This window comes from Ectobacillus antri (assembly GCF_003852715.1).
GTDB lineage: Bacteria > Bacillota > Bacilli > Bacillales > Bacillaceae_G > Ectobacillus > Ectobacillus antri.
Genome location: NZ_RIAV01000002.1, coordinates 49,628 through 67,370, shown reverse-complemented (window position 1 = coordinate 67,370; position 17,743 = coordinate 49,628). Strand labels below are relative to the sequence as shown.

Here is a 17,743-nt window from a genome sequence, read left to right as displayed (position 1 = left end):
ATGAAACTATCACTTTACAGTTCGAATGTACAACAAATCATATGTACTTATATATCATACGCAAGCAGGAAAGTTTATTTCTACTTCTCTAGTCTAACTTGTACGTTTCAGAAATATGCTTGTATTAAGGAGGGGATAAAATGTCCGGAACGAAAAAACTATCCACAGCTGTTCTATTCGGTCTCAGTACAGTCCTTGTGCTTGCTGCCATCGCGAGCTTTGGAATTGCATTGCTGGCAAAGCTCACAAATATAAGTGATTCTTCTCTCGTTGTTATCATATTTATACTTGCTATCATCTCAATGCTTGCCTCAGGCTTTGTATCTGGCATGAAAGCAAAAATGAAAGGGTGGCTTGCAGGGGGCGCAACAGGTATTTTCTTTTCTTTATTTGTATTTCTTATTAATTATTTAGGTTATTCCCAAGGCCTCTCAAAAGAAAGCATGGTATACCATCTGGGGCTTATTGCGGCGAGCACAATCGGCGGTATCTTTGGTGTGAACACTGCTAATAAAAACTAAAAAGACTTGGCATATGCCAAGTCTCTTTAGTTTGTTACCGCTTCTTTCTTCGCCGTTACTTCACGGACTGCGTTGCGCTCAAATGTTAAATGAGAGCCATCACCTGTTTTAATCACAACTGTTGTATCAGAGACAGAATCAATTACACCGTGCAAGCCGCCAATTGTAATAATACGATCACCTTTTTGTAGACCGCTTTGCATAGCAGCAACTGCTTTTTGACGTTTTTGTTGCGGACGAATTAGCAAAAAATAAAATACCGCAAACATAAGAACCAATGGTAATACTTGTGTCACTAAAGCGTTCATGAGTATACCTCCTTATCTATTTAGAAATTCTTAGCGTTCGGTTTGTTAAAGCCATATTGCTCAAAAAACTCCTCACGGAAATCACCGAGACGATCTTCACGAATGGCCTGACGAACCTGCTCCATTAATTTTAGCAGAAAATGCAGGTTATGATAAGATGTTAAGCGAATTCCGAATGTTTCGTCACATTTTAACAAGTGGCGAATGTAAGCACGTGAATAGTTTTTACATGTATAGCAATCACATTTTGGATCTAGTGGTCCAAAATCTCTTGCATACTTCGCATTTTTAATTACGACACGCCCCTCACTTGTCATACATGTGCCGTTTCGTGCGATACGGGTTGGCAATACACAGTCGAACATATCAATACCACGAATGGCACCGTCAATTAAAGAATCAGGTGAGCCCACTCCCATTAAATAGCGCGGCTTATTCGTAGGTAACCAAGGCGTTGTGAAGTCCAGTACACGATTCATTACGTCCTTCGGCTCTCCTACTGACAATCCACCAACTGCATAGCCCGGGAAGTCCATAGACACCAAATCCTGCGCACTTTGGCGACGTAAATCCTCATATTCACCGCCTTGTACAATTCCAAACAGCCCTTGATCATGCGGTCGTTGGTGCGCCTTTAAGCAACGTTCTGCCCAGCGGCTCGTACGCTCCACGGAACGCTTCATATAGTCGTACTCAGCAGGGTACGGCGGACACTCATCAAATGCCATCATAATGTCGGAACCGAGGGCATTTTGAATTTCCATCGCCTTTTCAGGAGAAAGAAACAGCTTATCACCATTTAAATGGTTACGAAAGTGAACGCCTTCTTCTTCAATGCGACGAAATTCACTCAAGCTAAATACTTGAAAGCCACCAGAATCTGTTAGGATTGCGCGATCCCAGTTCATAAATTTATGAAGACCACCTGCTTCACGAACAATTTCATGACCCGGACGAAGCCATAGGTGATACGTATTACTTAAAATAATGCCCGCATCCATTGCTTTTAGTTCTTCCGGTGCCATTGTTTTGACTGTTGCTAAAGTTCCAACCGGCATAAATACTGGTGTTTCAAAGGAACCATGCGGTGTATGAACACGACCAAGACGCGCTCCCGTTTGTTTACAAGTTTTAATTAATTCATATGTGATTGCCATAAGAGAAACTCCTTTCTTATGCTGCTTATAAAATCAGCATTGCATCTCCAAAACTGAAGAAGCGGTATTTTTCACGAACTGCTTCATTGTAGGCATGAAGTACATGCTCTCTTCCAGCTAAAGCACTAACAAGCATAATTAACGTAGATTTTGGCAAGTGAAAATTTGTAATCATACCGTCAGTGGCTTTAAAGGTGTACCCAGGATAGATAAAAATACTCGTCCAGCCTGATGCTGCCTGGAACGTACCATCTTCCGCCGCAATGGTTTCGAGTGTACGTGTTGATGTAGTTCCTACCGTGATGATGCGACCGCCTTCTTCTCTTGTGCGATTTAATAAAGCAGCCGTCTCTTCAGACATATAATAATATTCCGCATGCATATCATGCTCTTCAATATTATCCACTGAAACCGGTCTGAATGTACCAAGACCTACATGCAAAGTAATAAAAGCAATATGTACACCCTTTGCACGCAGCTCGTCTAAAATAGCATTTGTAAAGTGTAACCCAGCAGTTGGTGCGGCAGCAGAACCAACTTCACGAGCAAATACTGTTTGATATCGATCACGGTCATCTAATGTCTCCTTAATATACGGAGGCAGTGGCATTTCACCAAGCTCGTCCAAAATTTCATAAAAAATACCCTCGTAGGAAAACTTCAGCTTGCGTCCGCCTTGTTCACTTATACCAATGCACTCTGCACGAAGCTTGCCTTCACCAAAGGAAAGAACCGTTCCTTCCTTCACACGTTTTGCCGGTTTTACAAGCGTTTCCCAGCAATCATTCTCTTCTTGCTTTAAAAGTAGCACTTCGATATGAGCACCCGTATCATCTTTTACCCCATGCAAACGTGCAGGCATCACCTTCGTTTCATTTAAAACGAGTGTATCCCCCGCTTTAAAATAAGAGGTAATATCGTAAAAATACTTATGAGAAATTTCTCCTGTTTCACGGTTTAACACCATCAATCTGGAACTTTCTCGGTTTTCAAGGGGAGTTTGTGCAATTAACTCCTCTGGCAAATGAAAATCAAAGTCATTAATGTTCATAATTTCACCTGTTTCATTTCTCATGTAAATTTAATTGCTGTTTAGTCAACTTAATTCTATCGAAACTTGCTTAATATATACAAAATGAGAGATATCACAACACTGAGAACAATTGAAGTTACAATTGGAAAGTAAAAGGTTACATTACCTTTTTTAATTAAAATATCACCTGGAATCTTACCAATAAAACGCCACAATAAGCCCATGACAATAAAGACAATACCTACTGTTAGAAACAGCTTTGACATGTCCATTATTGCGGCACCTCTATTCCGAAATGTTGATACGCAAGCGGCGTTGCAATACGGCCGCGTGGTGTACGTTGCAAAAAGCCTATTTGCAATAAATACGGTTCATATACATCTTCAATTGTATGGGCTTCTTCTCCGATGGTCGCCGCGACGGTTTCTAGGCCGACGGGGCCGCCTCGGAATTTTTCAATAATCCCGAGCATGAGCTTATGATCAATATGATCGAGTCCTAAACGGTCCACCTGAAGCAATTCAAGTGCTGTACGTGTAATATCAATTGTAATTGTTCCATTTCCGCGTACCTGCGCAAAGTCGCGAACACGCCGCAATAAGCGGTTGGCGATACGAGGCGTTCCGCGTGCGCGTTTCGCAATTTCGACTGCCGCATTTCGATCAATTTCAATCGCAAATACTTCGGCTGTTCTTGTTACAATATCTGAAAGTTGATCAGTTCCGTAATATTCTAAACGCGCCAATACACCAAAACGATCTCGCAGCGGTGACGAAAGTGCACCAGCTCGTGTAGTCGCACCAACAAGCGTAAAAGGTGGCAGATCCAATCGAACCGACTTAGCAGTAGGCCCTTTACCAATTACAATATCTAAACAAAAATCTTCCATTGCCGGATACAACACTTCCTCTACTGACCGCGGCAAACGATGAATTTCATCAATAAACAGCACATCCCCAGGCTGCAAAGCTGTCAGCACGGCTGCCAAGTCCCCCGCACGCTCTATAGCAGGACCTGAGGTAGTTCGAAGATTCACTCCCATTTCATTAGCAATAATCGAAGCTAATGTCGTTTTCCCAAGCCCTGGTGGCCCGTACAAAAGCACATGATCTAGCGTTTCTTCCCTAAGCTTAGCTGCTTCTATAAAAATCTCAAGATTATGTTTTACTTTCTCCTGACCGATATACTGCCGCAGGGTTTGGGGACGGAGTGAATATTCAAAATCCACGTCCTCGTATATCGACTCTCCTGAAACAAGACGTTCATCCATGCTACTCACCTCTTACCGTTTAATAGAAGTTGCAACGCCTTTTTGATATATTGATCGGTAGATAACGCTTCTTTGATAAGATCAGGGACAACACGAGCAATTTCTCTTTCTGCATAACCAAGAGCCTTTAATGCCTCAAGTGCTTCATCCAGTTCTACAGATACACGCTCAGACTTTTCAAATGCATCCGGCGCAGAAAATAAGTCAGGCAACGCATCAGGGACAAGATCATTCAGCTTGCCTTTTAAATCTAAAATCATTTGCCGCGCTGTCTTTTTCCCCACTCCAGGGAACTTAACCAAAAATTTCTCGTCTTCTTGCTCGACAGCCTGTACAACTTGTTTCGTTTGTCCCGCTGCTAAAATAGCAAGCGCTCCCTTTGGTCCAATTCCAGACACACTAATCAGTTTCATAAACAGCGCACGCTCTTCTCGCGATTGAAATCCATATAGTGCAAGAATATCTTCTCTTACATATTGATATGTATATACGCGAATTTGTTGTTCACTTTTACGGAACATATAAGGGTTAGGTGTTAATAACTGATAACCAATTCCATTATGGTCCAAAACAATATATTCTGGCCCTACAAACTCAACACTACCTGTGATATATTCAAACAACCTAAGCTCTCTCCCTTTTTAGTCATGTATTCCATTTTACCACAAGGAAGCCGTACAAAAAAGAATGAGACTAGCCTTGGCTAGTCCTTTTTCATAGAATAGGGTTTCATCGTTTTAATTACTTCTTCATATTGCTTTTTCGACTTGACACGAATACCACGTTCTAATTTCTCTCTTTGGTAGCTCTTCAGCTTCTCCATATCAATCTGAAAAAACGAATGAATAGCATTTTTTTCATCGGGTATACCTTTAAAGATCTGTAAAATACCTTCCTTGGAAACGCCAAAATAACCACTTGTCTTAAGTAAAGGAGATATATCGTTCACACGCTTTTGCAGTACAATTTGCACGTCATCTCGATCTACTAATTGCCAATTTTTATAGCGGCGCAATGAATCTTCGAGACTCACCGTATCCACGCGAAACATCTCTTCACTTACTTCCCCGTCCAAATATGTGCGTTGTAAGATAATAGTTACAGTAGGTTTCTTAGTCGGTCCAACCATGTCGTTCGGAATTTTTGCTTCATACGAAGTAGGAATTAATAAGCCCGTAAAAGAGCAGCACACAAACGCGGTTAAGATTGCCTTCACTAGGAAGCTCATTGCCTTCACCTCTTTGCACATGGTAACTTCTGTTAGATAGGATTTCCTAAACTTCAAAAAATTATCCTTATCTATTATTAAGAAAAAGCTTTGTTTCGTGAACAGTCAATACAAGTGGTGGTATTAATACAGAAAATGCTCGTTTAAACACAGAATTCGTTCCTACTTCTCCAATACCGTAAAACAAATAATCCTCACTCAGTGCCTGAAGCAACAAGCCTCGTAATTCTTTTTCACGAAATACACCATTGGTAATCCACTTCGCCAATGTACTGTAAATTAAATGATCACGTAATTCTGCATCAGTTGATCCAATAGCATCTAACATCCATTGTGCGTATGGATACGCATCTACATCTTCCGGCACAGCATAATGATTTTCCTGAATAGCCTGCAGTTCTCTTTTTAACTCCTGTTCGTTTGTCATATGTATCCATCCCCCTACATTTCTTAATATAATTGTACCATGTCTTTACATGACAAAGGGAGAAGCATAATGCTTCTCCCTTTGCTTTTTTAGCGTGTCATACGATTGTAATCGGAACGTACAGAACGGAACATATCTTCTAAATCTTTGTTCATATCGTTTGTCATCGTACCATCACGCAAATTAGTATTCATTTTGTTCACGCGGTTGTACATACTTTCGCTTACTGTAACTTGTACGTTTCTTCCCTTTGCATATGGCATTGCTACTTGACGGATTTTATCTTTGAGTTTACCTTCACTCATTGTTCCGTCAGACTTAACGGCAACTAACACATCATTTCCATATACAACGGTTGAGACACGATCGATTTCATGTAATCGCTTTACACGATTGGTAATTTTTTCAGAAGTTGCGCCGTCTCCGTTTGTATAATATCCATTCATAGTAACATTACGTGTAGAATAGGAGTTATCAAGGTGATTGTGAAAATTCCGGTCACCATAGTAATTATATCCCACTTTGTCTTTGTTTTTATGAATTTTTTGGTTTATCTTTGTATACTTTACATTGCCGTAATGATCTGTTTTTGGCTCACGATATGCTACACGATTCATGTTTAAATCGCTATAACGGTCCGTAATGCTGGCTGGCCTTGGAGCATATCCATAAGAGTTTGGATAATTACCAAAGCCATAATAAGACGTACGCTCATACGCAAAATCATCTGCTGTTTGTTCTTTATATCGTTCCATAGCGGTGTCTTTTTTATCTGTATTACAAGCTGCCAAGACGCCCACCGCCAACAACGAAGTTGTCACAATCTTAAGTTTCTTGTTCAATACAAAGACCCCCTCTGCAAAATCGAGCCAAGAAAATGGCTCTGTATTAGCTTGCGCTTTAGAAGGGGTTTTAATCTGTCAGTATTTAACTTGATTTGCACGTTGTAACAACTGTCTTAAACATGATGTACGCTTTTCATAATGCTCTATGGTGAACGTAATGATTTTTTCTTCAAATAATGTTTTCGTTTCTTCAGGCAATAATATGAAGTACTGCCACTCTCGTAACAGGTCTTCTGGAAATATCAAGCCCAGTAAAAATACTTTTATATTCATAAAAGTATACTCTTTGTATTCTTCACAAATCGCTTCATAATCCCAGCTCAAATTAGGCATCAAGGCATGAAAATACTTAATATAATCATATATACAGGGTCCGTAGCTTACACAATCAAAATCAATTAGGTAAACCTGGTCTGCTTTAATAAAATTATGCGGTACTACATCACCGTGGAGAACGCATGATGATAAACGACGTATATCTTCCATACATAATTCTCGTAGCGCAGTATATGCCCAACCTAAGATATCATTTACAACTTCCGACCCTACATATCCTGAAATTTCATCTCGAGAATGAAAAAACGTTCGCAAACGCTTCTCCCATTTCGCAAGCCAATCCAGCTTAGGTACCATAGAACGTATATGCTGCGGCAACAACTTTGCATATTGATGATATTTCGTTAACACTCGAAGTCCCGCAAACCGATTGTCTTTTTGTGAAAGCGTAAATAATTCTGTATGACCAATATAATCCATCACTAACCAATATACACCTGAGAAAGGTATATATAATACATTAGACACAAAGGGCCGTATACATGTTGTTTGAGAAAAGCCGACCTGTTGTAGCTCGCTTAACAACAAAGACTGTTGGTGGACTTTATATATATCTTTGTAACCCTTTACAATATATATATGTTCTTCTGTATACACCATATATACAAACGCCTTAAGCTGCACAATACGGTAAACCGGCATATATGTGCGTAAGAATGAAAAAAGGCGCGCGGTAAACGCATCGCCTTTTTCTTGTTCATTCTGTATCATCGTCCGCGCTTGGCACACCAAACATTGCAGCTTGATCCGGGCGATAATACGGCGCCATCGGTTGCGGTGCGTACGGTACATATGGCATAGACTGATAATACGGTGCCTGTTGCGGGTTGAATGGATAATATGGTCCACCTGACATTGGTGGAGGTGCATACGGATAACTTGATTGCTGATCGTCGCATCCGCAATCCCCTTGTGCCTGTGGTGGATAGTTATCCATTCCAGGTGCAGCGTTTGGCATATACAATGATGATGACTCATAAGGCGCATGATGATTTGGTTGCATTAAGGAAGATGACTCTTGCATCACACCTTGCACATATTCCGGATATGGCATCGGATATTGCGGCGCAGGTGGCATGTATGGCATCATACCTTGCGGTGGATACTGCGGCGCATAAGGCATTGGCGGCATATATGGCATCATCCCCTGCGGTGCATATGGCGGCGGGTATGGTGTAGGCGGCATATACGGCATCATACCTTGTGGCGGATACTGCGGCGCGTAAGGCATTGGCGACATATCGTATGGCATTGGGTATGGATTCATATCGTATGGCATCATCGGCGAACCATATTGCGGATAACCTGGATTCATATACATACCAGGATCAACAGGCGGCATATTATTATAAGACGAATACGGTTGTTGCACATCCATTTGCCCCATTACACCGGGGATTGCTTCTGGAGCCGGTGGTGCTACCGGTTCGTTCATAACCGGCATCGTTTTATCTGTAACAGGCGCAGTAAAGTTTGGCGCATTCATAATTGGCATTGCTTTGTTTGCTGCTGGTGCTGTAAAGCTCGGTGTCTCCATCATTGGCATTGCTTTGTTTGCTGCCGGTGCTGTAAAGCTCGGTGCCTCCATCATTGGCATTGCTTTGTTTGCTGCCGGTGCTGTAAAGCTCGGTACCTCCATCAGCGGCGTTGCTTTGTTTGCTGCTGGTGCTGTAAAGCTCGGTGCCTCCATCATTGGCATTGCTTTGTTTGCTGCTGGTGCTGTATTTTGGTTATCTTTTGCAGCTTGCACAGCATCTTTTTTTGCTTCAAAGGCTGGTGCCACAACGTTATCCTTTTGTGCAGCAGGTGCTATCGTATTGTCTTTGTTTGCCGGCTTTGTTGCGATAGGCTCTGTTTTAGTTGCCGGTACTTTAAACTCGTTTGCCATATTAAAGGTCTTAGATGGTGGCTGCGGTGGTTGCGGTAAAATGTTGACGGAAAACTTCGTTACATCTTTAAGAGGAGATTCCGGCTTTTGTGCTGGTTTAGCAGCAATTGGTGCCTCTGGCTTTTGTGCTGGCTTCGCAGCAATCGGCGCTTCTGGTTTTTGTACAGTTGGTGTCACCGGCTTTTCTTTTTGCGGAGTTGTTATCTGCGTTTCTTTTTGCACTGTCTGTAACTGTGTTTCCTTTTGCTTACTCATTGGCATTTGCATAGCTGGTTGTTCAGAAGCTGGGCCAGTTTGGGCCTGCTGTTCATCTTCGTCCAAAATTGTTAAATTTTGTGATTGAGCTGGTATTGTCTGCTTCACATACTCTTTTGGAGGTGCTGATCCTCCTCCGGCGTATTTGGCACTAGTCGATGGTACTTTAATCTTCATGCCAGGCATAATTAAGTCCGGATTACTCAGTTGTGCATTAGCTTGCTTTAACGTTTCTGAGTCTACCCCATATTTTTTCGCAATCTTCCACAGGGTATCTCCTTTTTGTACGATGTGAATTTTCACATTTTCCCCCTCCTGTACGACTTCTCTATGATAGAAACGGTATGTTCAGGCAAGTTGCTACTTCATCACAATGTATGCGCGGAGAAATACATTTATGTACATGTGAAATGAGAAAGGACGAAAAAGCATGAAATGAACGAAATAAAAAAGGTAGCAAACATTTCGCTACCTTTAAGAGATGATTATGCGCGGGCCAACATACGATTAAGTGCCAATGTTGCTTCTGCTGCAATTGTCTGATCTACCTTAATAATATTGACTTCCTCACCTTTTTCTAAAGACTCTAATGCCCATAACAAATGCGGTAAATCAATTCTGTTCATCGTTAAACACGGACACATGTATGGGTTTAGAGATACAATATGCTTATCAGGATGCTGCGCAATCATGCGTTTGACTAAGTTCATTTCAGTTCCTATTGCCCACTTGCTACCCGCCGGTGCCTTTTCAATGGTTTCAATAATATATTTCGTTGAACCTGCATCATCTGAGGCTGCTACAACTTCTCGGCAACATTCTGGATGAACAATGATGCGCATATCAGGATGCTGTTTACGTATATTTTCAATATTATGCACTGTGAAATTTTGATGAACTGAGCAATGCCCCTTCCACAGAATTACCTTAATATCTGCAAGGTTTCCTTCATACTCTAGCGTATCTGTTTGCGGATCCCACACCGCCATATGCGCAAGTGGTATCCCTAAATCATACGCAGTATTACGTCCTAGATGTTGATCTGGTAAAAAGAAAATGCGTTCCTTTTGTGTAAAAGCCCATTCAACCATTGCTTTGGCATTAGATGATGTAACTGTCGCGCCCCCGTTGCGGCCACAAAATGCTTTAATAGCAGCTGTTGAGTTTACGTATGTTAATGGAAGCATCGTATCGCCAAACAGTTGCTGCAATTTCAGCCAAGCTCTTTCTGTTTGCTCAATATCAGCCATATCAGCCATAGAACAACCTGCACGCATATCAGGTAATATGACAACCTGTTCATCTGTTGTTAAAATATCTGCTGTTTCTGCCATAAAATGAACACCGCAAAATACGATATATTTGGCTTTTTTATTTTGCGCAGCAACTTGTGCTAATTGTAAGGAGTCGCCTGTCGCATCTGAAAAAATAACCACTTCATCTTTTTGATAATGGTGTCCTGGGATAAATAATGTTTCACCGAAATGTTCTTTAATCTCTGAAACGCGCGCTTCCATTTCTTCTCTCGTCATTTGGCTATACCTTTGTGGCAATGTGACTTGCACACCCTGAGCCAACTCTAAAATGTTCATAGTCATATCCCCTTTTATACCTCAATATTAAAACTAATATCTAGCGCTTTTACAGAATGTGTTAGCATGCCTAGAGAAATATAATCCACACCCGTACTACCGTAATCCTTTAGGTTTTGCAGTGTAATACCGCCTGACGCCTCAGTTATGATATTTGACGGAACAAGCTCACACAGCGTACGTACTTCTTCCGGTGTACGATTGTCAAACATAATAATATCCGCACCTGCTTGAACCGCTTCAAGCACCTGCTCCTTCGTTTCCGTTTCCACCTCTACCTTTACCATGTGACCTAGCTCTTTCTTTACAACTTCCACTGCTTTTGTAATGGAACCGGCAAATGCAATATGATTGTCTTTAATCATCACACCATCATATAAACCAAAGCGATGATTAAAGCCTCCTCCACACGTGACTGCATACTTGTCAAATATTCGTAATCCCGGCAACGTTTTACGTGTATCGCAAATACGAGTGTGTTTGCTATCTAAAGCTTGAACTGCCTTTTGTGTAATCGTAGCAATACCACTCATTCGTTGCAGCAGGTTTAAAATTACACGTTCTCCTGTCAATAATGTTCGAATTGGTCCATGTACAACAGCAATAACATCACCATACTCTACTCTTTCCCGGTCTTGTTTATGTAACTCCACAACAACATCATCACTTAACAATTTTAATCCCGTAGCAATAATCTCCACGCCAGCTAGTATGCCTTCGTCTTTTATCAAAAAGGTTCCCTTTGCTTGCAACTCTTCGGGAAAGATAAGATCTGTTGTGACATCTCTCTCTCCAATATCTTCTACAAAAAACTGCTCTAATGCTTGTTTTAGCTTAATCGTATTCATATCTGTACGCTCCTTTTAGATTGTGACATGAAGCTCAGACGCCTCTCGATGAGGAAAATCCTTTCTGAAATGACCGCCAATACTGTTTCTTCTGTTTAAAGCTGCGGTAACAATGAGCCATGCCACTAGTAACATATTTTTCATTTTCATTTGCTCGTTTGTAGGCTCTATAGCATTCTCTGTATGAGCTGTATATTGGTTCAACCATCGCTGCGCATGCTGTAACCCTTCTTCTGTTCGGACGATACCTGCATAAGTCATCATCATATGTTGAAGTTCTTCTTGCTTTGGAAAAAGGGTATTACAATACAAGACCTCTTTATGAATAGGTAAAGAAAATGGTTCTTCTTGTTTTTGCAGAAGATATTTACCTAGACGTCCTCCAAATACAAGACCTTCAAGCAAGGAGTTGCTAGCTAAACGATTTGCCCCATGAACCCCATTACAAGCAACCTCACCTACAGCATATAAGCCTGGAACACTTGTTTCTCCATCCAAATTGGTAGCTATCCCCCCCATATGAAAATGGGCACCTGGTACAACAGGAATTTTTCCGTGAGCAATACACACACCATACTCGTCACAAAGTGCAGAAATACTTGGAAACCGCTCTACAAATCCAGCAACCGGTGTAATGTCCAGATATACCTTTTCACCTTGTAGCATCTGTTCGTGTATAGCTCTTGATACAACATCTCGCGGAGACAAGTCACCTTGTGCATAGCGTTTCATGAATTGCTCTCCTTTACTATTACGTAGCACCGCTCCTTCACCCCGAACAGCTTCGGAAATTAATCCTTTACAAGCTCCGTCTACATACAGCATGGTTGGATGGAACTGAACAAACTCTAAGTCCGCCAACTTTGCGCCGGCCCGATAAGCCATGGCAATACCGTCTCCTGTAATGGTGTTTTGATTAGAACTGAATGCATACAATGCACCTATTCCTCCCGTTGCCAAAACAGTATGAGGTGCATAATAATAAGTGACCTGCTGATTGTCTCTTGTGATAATTCCTTTACATATCCCCTCTTCTATGATTAAATCCAATACCATTTCGTGCTCAATAATAGTGACATGTTTTTTAACTTTCTCCAGCATATGCTCTAGTAGATATTTCCCCGTCGCATCACCGCCTGCATGCAAAATACGCCTTTTCCCGTGCGCACCTTCACGACCTAAGCTTAAACCGCTTTCATCCTGATCAAATAGCATACCTTCTCGAAGCAACTTCCGAATCTCACTTGAACCTTGCTGCACGAGATAAGAAACAGCTTCAGGATTATTATGATAACAGCCGGCTTCCATTGTATCTTGATAGTGATAGCACCAATGATCGTCTAGTGCAATCGCTGCTGCAATCCCCCCCTGCGCCATATATGAATTATTATCCTTTATGCTTCTTTTTGTGATAATTATCACATTCTTTTGCTGACAAAGTTTTTCTGCGGTACAAAGAGCCGCAAGTCCGCTTCCTACAATGACAACATCTGCGTTAGGCATATAAGTGCCCCCTATTAATCATAATTTAACATTGCCTGCACATTTTAAATGTCTTGACACCTATATTTACATATATTTAAACTGATGACAAGACATTTTTTTATGAATCTACCGATCAGGAAAAAAGTGTAAGTGTATATACTAAGAAACAAACGAGTTATGATACACTATATAGATATAATATAGGTGTCCTGCAGATAAAAAAGAAAAACAAGTATACATGTAACCATCTGTCATATCATGCTACATTGTTGTCCAAGGCACGAGCCTTTTATTTATACTGTTCTTTTGTCAAACTTTAATATATCAAGGGGAATATGCTATGATTTATTTAGATTATGCAGCCACAACACCGATGAGCGATGCAGCTTTGCAGACCTTCTTACATGCATCCAAGCAGTATTTTGGAAATGAGCAAAGTTTGCATGATATCGGTTCCAATGCTTCTGTTTTACTCAACGTTTGCAGACAAACGTTAGCAAACCTATTTGGTGGTAAAGAACAAGGCGTCTACTTTACAAGCGGCGGTTCAGAAGCAAATTACCTTGCGCTACATTCGTTGATTATTGCACATCAGCATAAGGGTAAGCATATCATCACTACTCCTATTGAGCATGCATCCATTCGCAATTATTTTCACGAGCTTACGAAAAAAGGATTCACCGTCACATACGTGCCTGTTGATAAACATGGAATCGTACTAATACAAGAGTTACAGAAAGCAATTCGTCCTGACACAATCTTAGCAAGCATTCAACATGGTAATTCTGAAATTGGGACAATACAGGATATCCGCGCAATTGGTCACTTGTTACGTGAGCATGATATTCTATTTCATACGGACTGTGTGCAAACCTTTGGAAAAATTCCAATTCATGTACAAGATATGTGCATTGACAGCTTATCTATTTCTGCCCATAAATTATACGGTCCAAAAGGAGTAGGGGCTTGTTATATCAATCCGCGTGTTCGTTGGCAACCTATTTTTACAGGTACCTCTCATGAAGGAGGGTTTCGCCCTGGTACAGTGAATGTTCCCGGTATCGCAGCTTTTTTAACAGCTGCTCAGGATGTCATAGAGGCTCAAACAAAAGAGACTACAAGACTATACACACTGCGTGACTTTTTCTTGCAAGGATTGACAAATATTACACACCCAATCCATATAGAAGGCCATCCATCCGCCAGCTTACCTCACATCGCAGCAGCAAGAATACAAGGTATTGAAGGACAATACACGATGCTTGCGTGCAACCGGCACGGTATTGCAATTTCAGTAGGCAGTGCCTGTCAAATTGGCAAACAAGAACCTTCTAAAACCTTGCTTGCAGTTGGAAGAACAGCAGAAGAAGCAAAACAATATATTCGATTTTCGTTCGGAAAGCATACAACAAAAGAAGAATTAAAGACCACACTGCATATTTTACAAACCATGATTGATGAGTATAAAGGAGTCGTTTCGCAATGACAGATCAAGATAAAAAGAAAATTTTAGGAGAGGAACGTAGATCGCTTATTTTACAGTGGCTAGTGGAAGCAACGCGTCCTTTATCAGGAAGTGAGCTGTCAAAAAAGACAAATGTAAGTCGTCAAGTAATTGTCCAAGATATTTCCCTGTTAAAAGCGCGAAATGAACCAATTATGGCTACAGCACAAGGATACGTGTATTTGAAACCTATTTCTAAGCTACCAAAATATGAACGTGTAATTGCTTGTAATCATACGCCAGAGCAAGTAAGTGAAGAGTTGTCACTTTTAGTAGATCACGGTGTTACTATTAAAGATGTAAAAGTAGAGCATCCAGTATATGGAGATATAACAGCACCAATTATGGTAAGCAATCGTTATGAAATTGGACAGTATTTAAACAAAATCGCGGAAACAAATGCCTCCTACTTGTCCCAGCTTACAGGCGGCGTTCATCTGCATACAATTGAAGCAGATACGGAGGACAAGCTGGATGCTGCTTGCGAGGCACTCGCTTTCGCCGGTTTCTTGATTTCCTGATTCACTCGAAAAAAGGTGCAGCAATTGCTGCGCCTTTTTAAAATCGAAAGCACGAATACGTTCCCAATAAAGTAACAGAGCAGCCCAATGCTTCTAGCTCCATCTTCGCGCCGTTCTGTAATACTTCTGCATAACTTCCCTCCACATCAATTAAGAAAAAATATCTCCCGAGTCCTGTTTTCATAGGACGTGATTCAATTTTAGAAAGATTTAGCTTGCGCCATGCAAAAGCCGCTAGAACCTGGTAAAGAGCCCCGGCATAATCGGATGGCATCGTTATCATCCAGGTTGTTTTTTCCCCATAAGGCTTGTGTTTTGCAGGTAAATATGACTGCTGTTTATGCAATACGATAAACTTTGTATGATTATTCTGATGCGTGTGGATATCTTGTCTCACAACAGATAATCCGTATTTCTCTGCCGCAGCCTCGTTAGCAATTGCCGCAATATGCTGCTCTGGGTTTTCATGCACAAATTTTGCGGCTGCACTTGTTGAAGTCATGTCCTCTGTACGCACACCCTTTAGTTCACTGTTGAGAAACTTATGACATTGCGCAATTGCATGTGGATGAGAATATACAGCACGTACTTGCTTCCATGTCTCTGCTCGGTCAGGATGCACGAGTAGGTGTTGCCGAACAGGCACGGTAATTTCGCCTACAATCGTCAATGGTTGCTCATGAATTAAGTAATCAATCGTAATATTAACCGAGCCTTCAATCGCATTCTCCAGCGGGACAACCGCATAATCAATCTCCCCGTTCGCTGCCGCGTCTATACAGTCAGGAATGGTCGCATAAGGCACACGTATTTCATTTGGAAAAAAATGATTTACCGCCATATGCGTAAACGTTGCCTCCGGTCCTAAATAACCAATTTTATTGCTCATATCCTCACCTCTTTTATATATCTTTTATTTATAACATGTCACATACGTTTTCGCTATATATTTTAGAATATTCAAACAAAAAGAACGAACATTTACCAAATCGCATCTCTTTATTTCTTTCCCTATTATTCCTATACGTATAAAAAGGATGATATTGCAGGTGATCTCTCTCAATATCCGAGAACAACGTAACCTACTCACCACTTAGATTCTCTTGAAGTGGGAGACTTCTTTCGGAATTACGTTAAAATATCGTTATATTCTCTATTCCTTATTCTATTATAATGGAAATTTAAGCAACCAAAGGTTTTATTGTGCACAACATACAAAAAAGCTGCCAAATTTGGCAGCTTAATCAATAAATTCAAATTCATATTCCATAATTTTAACAATATCGCCATCTTTCGCACCGCGTTCACGAAGTGCTTCATCGATACCCATACCGCGCATTTGACGCGCAAAACGACGTACAGATTCCTCACGGCTGAAATCTGTCATCTTAAATAGCTTTTCAATCTCGCCGCCGGATACAACGAAGGAGCCATCACTTTCACGAGAAATAAAGAAGTTACGCTCATCTTTTTCAAATTTGTACATAACGCGCGCAGAACCTTCTTCCACTTCATGAAGCGGGAATTCAGGTGTGGTCTCTAACAAATCAGCTACTGTAAACAACAGGTCACGTAGGCCTTGTCTGGTAACTGCAGAAATTGGAAAGACTTTTACATCTGGTCCTACTTTGGACTTAAAAATTTCCAAATTCTCCTCTGCCTCTGGAATATCCATTTTGTTCGCTACCACAATTTGTGGGCGCTCTGTTAAACGGAGATTATATTCTTTTAACTCATTATTAATAGTAATGTAATCTTCGTACGGGTCACGTCCCTCCATACCGGACATATCAATCACATGAACAATTACGCGTGTACGCTCAATATGACGAAGGAATTGATGGCCAAGCCCCACACCTTCATGCGCACCTTCAATTAATCCTGGTAAGTCAGCCATAACAAAGCCTCTACCGTCTTCTGTTTCTACCATACCAAGATTAGGAACAATTGTTGTAAAATGATATGCTGCGATTTTGGGACGAGCAGCTGAAACAACTGATAGCAAAGTAGACTTACCTACACTTGGGAAACCTACCAAGCCAACATCGGCAAGCACCTTTAACTCTAGAATGACATCGCGCTCTTGCCCTGGCTCTCCATTTTCAGCAAGCTCTGGGGCTGGATTTGATGGTGACACAAAACGGCTATTACCACGACCACCGCGACCACCACGTGCGATAATGGCTTCTTGACCATGTGTTACCAAATCAGCAATCACTTGGCCAGTAGCTGCATCAGTTACCACCGTTCCTGGTGGAACCTTAACAATCATATCTTCCGCATTTTTACCATGCTGTCCTTTACTCATACCGTGCTCTCCGCGCGGCGCTTTAAAATGACGTTGATAACGGAAATCCATCAATGTGCGCAAGCCTTCATCTACTACAAAAATAACATTGGCACCTTTTCCACCATCTCCGCCTGCCGGACCGCCGTTTGGCACATATTTTTCACGACGAAAGGCAACCATTCCGTTTCCGCCGTCTCCGCCTTTGACGTATACCTTGACCTGATCTACGAACATT

Annotated in this window: 18 protein-coding genes and 1 pseudogene; 3 read left to right on the top strand and 16 right to left on the bottom strand. The window is 41.3% G+C overall.

Annotated features, from left to right (window positions below; all coding sequences use genetic code 11):
- Positions 1–140: 140 nt before the first annotated feature.
- On the top strand, positions 141–521 hold the full coding sequence (locus EEJ45_RS02780) for a TIGR04086 family membrane protein (protein WP_124563269.1): 381 nt from the start codon (positions 141–143) through the stop codon (positions 519–521).
- 26 nt (positions 522–547) lie between these two features.
- Here EEJ45_RS02780 and yajC read toward each other — a convergent pair whose 3' ends face one another.
- From yajC to nadB, 14 genes and pseudogenes are all read right to left on the bottom strand, one after another.
- Complete coding sequence (gene yajC / locus EEJ45_RS02775) at positions 548–829, bottom strand: preprotein translocase subunit YajC (RefSeq protein ID WP_124563268.1); 282 nt, start codon at positions 827–829, stop codon at positions 548–550.
- A gap of 20 nt (positions 830–849) precedes the next feature.
- Positions 850–1,986 carry a tRNA guanosine(34) transglycosylase Tgt gene (tgt, locus tag EEJ45_RS02770; protein ID WP_124563267.1) on the bottom strand — a complete coding sequence of 379 codons (1,137 nt, stop codon included), beginning with the start codon at positions 1,984–1,986 and terminating at the stop codon, positions 850–852.
- Between the two features lie 25 nt (positions 1,987–2,011).
- Positions 2,012–3,037 carry a tRNA preQ1(34) S-adenosylmethionine ribosyltransferase-isomerase QueA gene (gene queA, locus EEJ45_RS02765; RefSeq protein WP_124563266.1) on the bottom strand — a complete coding sequence of 342 codons (1,026 nt, stop codon included), beginning with the start codon at positions 3,035–3,037 and terminating at the stop codon, positions 2,012–2,014.
- A 56-nt stretch (positions 3,038–3,093) separates the two neighbouring features.
- Positions 3,094–3,294: a DUF2905 domain-containing protein gene (locus EEJ45_RS02760; protein ID WP_187695344.1), complete on the bottom strand. Its 201-nt coding sequence runs from the start codon at positions 3,292–3,294 to the stop codon at positions 3,094–3,096.
- Positions 3,291–4,289, bottom strand: a complete 999-nt coding sequence (gene ruvB, locus EEJ45_RS02755; protein ID WP_124563265.1) for a Holliday junction branch migration DNA helicase RuvB — start codon at positions 4,287–4,289, stop codon at positions 3,291–3,293. Before ruvB ends, EEJ45_RS02760 begins: the two co-directional genes overlap by 4 nt.
- Positions 4,290–4,294: 5 nt before the next feature.
- A complete protein-coding gene (gene ruvA / locus EEJ45_RS02750; RefSeq protein ID WP_124563264.1) occupies positions 4,295–4,912 on the bottom strand; it encodes a Holliday junction branch migration protein RuvA in 618 nt (205 codons plus the stop codon).
- Between the two features lie 80 nt (positions 4,913–4,992).
- A complete protein-coding gene (locus EEJ45_RS02745) occupies positions 4,993–5,517 on the bottom strand; it encodes a BofC C-terminal domain-containing protein (protein WP_124563263.1) in 525 nt (174 codons plus the stop codon).
- Between the two features lie 76 nt (positions 5,518–5,593).
- Positions 5,594–5,944 (bottom strand): annotated as a pseudogene (locus EEJ45_RS02740) (DUF2785 domain-containing protein); the annotation flags it as partial.
- A gap of 89 nt (positions 5,945–6,033) precedes the next feature.
- Positions 6,034–6,786, bottom strand: a complete 753-nt coding sequence (locus EEJ45_RS02735) for a YhcN/YlaJ family sporulation lipoprotein (RefSeq protein WP_124563262.1) — start codon at positions 6,784–6,786, stop codon at positions 6,034–6,036.
- Positions 6,787–6,864: 78 nt separating this feature from the next.
- On the bottom strand, positions 6,865–7,836 hold the full coding sequence (locus EEJ45_RS02730) for a phosphotransferase (protein WP_164464183.1): 972 nt from the start codon (positions 7,834–7,836) through the stop codon (positions 6,865–6,867).
- A complete protein-coding gene (safA, locus tag EEJ45_RS02725) occupies positions 7,823–9,571 on the bottom strand; it encodes a SafA/ExsA family spore coat assembly protein (RefSeq protein ID WP_124563260.1) in 1,749 nt (582 codons plus the stop codon). Before safA ends, EEJ45_RS02730 begins: the two co-directional genes overlap by 14 nt.
- A 182-nt stretch (positions 9,572–9,753) precedes the next feature.
- A complete protein-coding gene (gene nadA / locus EEJ45_RS02720) occupies positions 9,754–10,860 on the bottom strand; it encodes a quinolinate synthase NadA (protein WP_124563259.1) in 1,107 nt (368 codons plus the stop codon).
- A 14-nt stretch (positions 10,861–10,874) separates the two neighbouring features.
- Positions 10,875–11,708, bottom strand: coding sequence for a carboxylating nicotinate-nucleotide diphosphorylase (gene nadC, locus EEJ45_RS02715; RefSeq protein ID WP_124563258.1), 834 nt, complete (start codon positions 11,706–11,708; stop codon positions 10,875–10,877).
- Between the two features lie 15 nt (positions 11,709–11,723).
- Entirely contained in the window at positions 11,724–13,211 is a 1,488-nt protein-coding gene (nadB, locus tag EEJ45_RS02710; protein WP_124563257.1) for an L-aspartate oxidase, read from the bottom strand.
- Between the two features lie 322 nt (positions 13,212–13,533).
- On the opposite strand from nadB, the gene EEJ45_RS02705 reads away from it, so the two are divergent.
- Positions 13,534–14,679, top strand: a complete 1,146-nt coding sequence (locus tag EEJ45_RS02705) for an IscS subfamily cysteine desulfurase (protein WP_124563256.1) — start codon at positions 13,534–13,536, stop codon at positions 14,677–14,679.
- Positions 14,676–15,218, top strand: coding sequence for a transcription repressor NadR (locus tag EEJ45_RS02700; protein ID WP_124563255.1), 543 nt, complete (start codon positions 14,676–14,678; stop codon positions 15,216–15,218). Before EEJ45_RS02705 ends, EEJ45_RS02700 begins: the two co-directional genes overlap by 4 nt.
- 37 nt (positions 15,219–15,255) lie before the next feature.
- On the opposite strand, the gene pheA is transcribed toward EEJ45_RS02700, so the two are convergent.
- On the bottom strand, positions 15,256–16,107 hold the full coding sequence (pheA, locus tag EEJ45_RS02695; RefSeq protein WP_124563254.1) for a prephenate dehydratase: 852 nt from the start codon (positions 16,105–16,107) through the stop codon (positions 15,256–15,258).
- 351 nt (positions 16,108–16,458) lie between these two features.
- A complete protein-coding gene (obgE, locus tag EEJ45_RS02690; RefSeq protein WP_124563253.1) occupies positions 16,459–17,742 on the bottom strand; it encodes a GTPase ObgE in 1,284 nt (427 codons plus the stop codon).
- Position 17,743: the final 1 nt, after the last annotated feature.

Excerpts from the sequence above, each read along its gene's own strand:
- EEJ45_RS02780 (WP_124563269.1), top strand. The coding sequence starts at position 141 with ATGTCCGGAACGAAAAAACTATCCACAGCTGTTCTATTCGGTCTCAGT.
- yajC (WP_124563268.1), bottom strand. The coding sequence starts at position 829 with ATGAACGCTTTAGTGACACAAGTATTACCATTGGTTCTTATGTTTGCG.
- tgt (WP_124563267.1), bottom strand. The coding sequence starts at position 1,986 with ATGGCAATCACATATGAATTAATTAAAACTTGTAAACAAACGGGAGCG.
- queA (WP_124563266.1), bottom strand. The coding sequence starts at position 3,037 with ATGAACATTAATGACTTTGATTTTCATTTGCCAGAGGAGTTAATTGCA.
- ruvB (WP_124563265.1), bottom strand. The coding sequence starts at position 4,289 with ATGGATGAACGTCTTGTTTCAGGAGAGTCGATATACGAGGACGTGGAT.
- EEJ45_RS02745 (WP_124563263.1), bottom strand. The coding sequence starts at position 5,517 with ATGAGCTTCCTAGTGAAGGCAATCTTAACCGCGTTTGTGTGCTGCTCT.
- EEJ45_RS02730 (WP_164464183.1), bottom strand. The coding sequence starts at position 7,836 with ATGATACAGAATGAACAAGAAAAAGGCGATGCGTTTACCGCGCGCCTT.
- nadA (WP_124563259.1), bottom strand. The coding sequence starts at position 10,860 with ATGAACATTTTAGAGTTGGCTCAGGGTGTGCAAGTCACATTGCCACAA.
- nadC (WP_124563258.1), bottom strand. The coding sequence starts at position 11,708 with ATGAATACGATTAAGCTAAAACAAGCATTAGAGCAGTTTTTTGTAGAA.
- nadB (WP_124563257.1), bottom strand. The coding sequence starts at position 13,211 with ATGCCTAACGCAGATGTTGTCATTGTAGGAAGCGGACTTGCGGCTCTT.
- EEJ45_RS02705 (WP_124563256.1), top strand. The coding sequence starts at position 13,534 with ATGATTTATTTAGATTATGCAGCCACAACACCGATGAGCGATGCAGCT.
- EEJ45_RS02700 (WP_124563255.1), top strand. The coding sequence starts at position 14,676 with ATGACAGATCAAGATAAAAAGAAAATTTTAGGAGAGGAACGTAGATCG.
- pheA (WP_124563254.1), bottom strand. The coding sequence starts at position 16,107 with ATGAGCAATAAAATTGGTTATTTAGGACCGGAGGCAACGTTTACGCAT.
- obgE (WP_124563253.1), bottom strand. The coding sequence starts at position 17,742 with ATGTTCGTAGATCAGGTCAAGGTATACGTCAAAGGCGGAGACGGCGGA.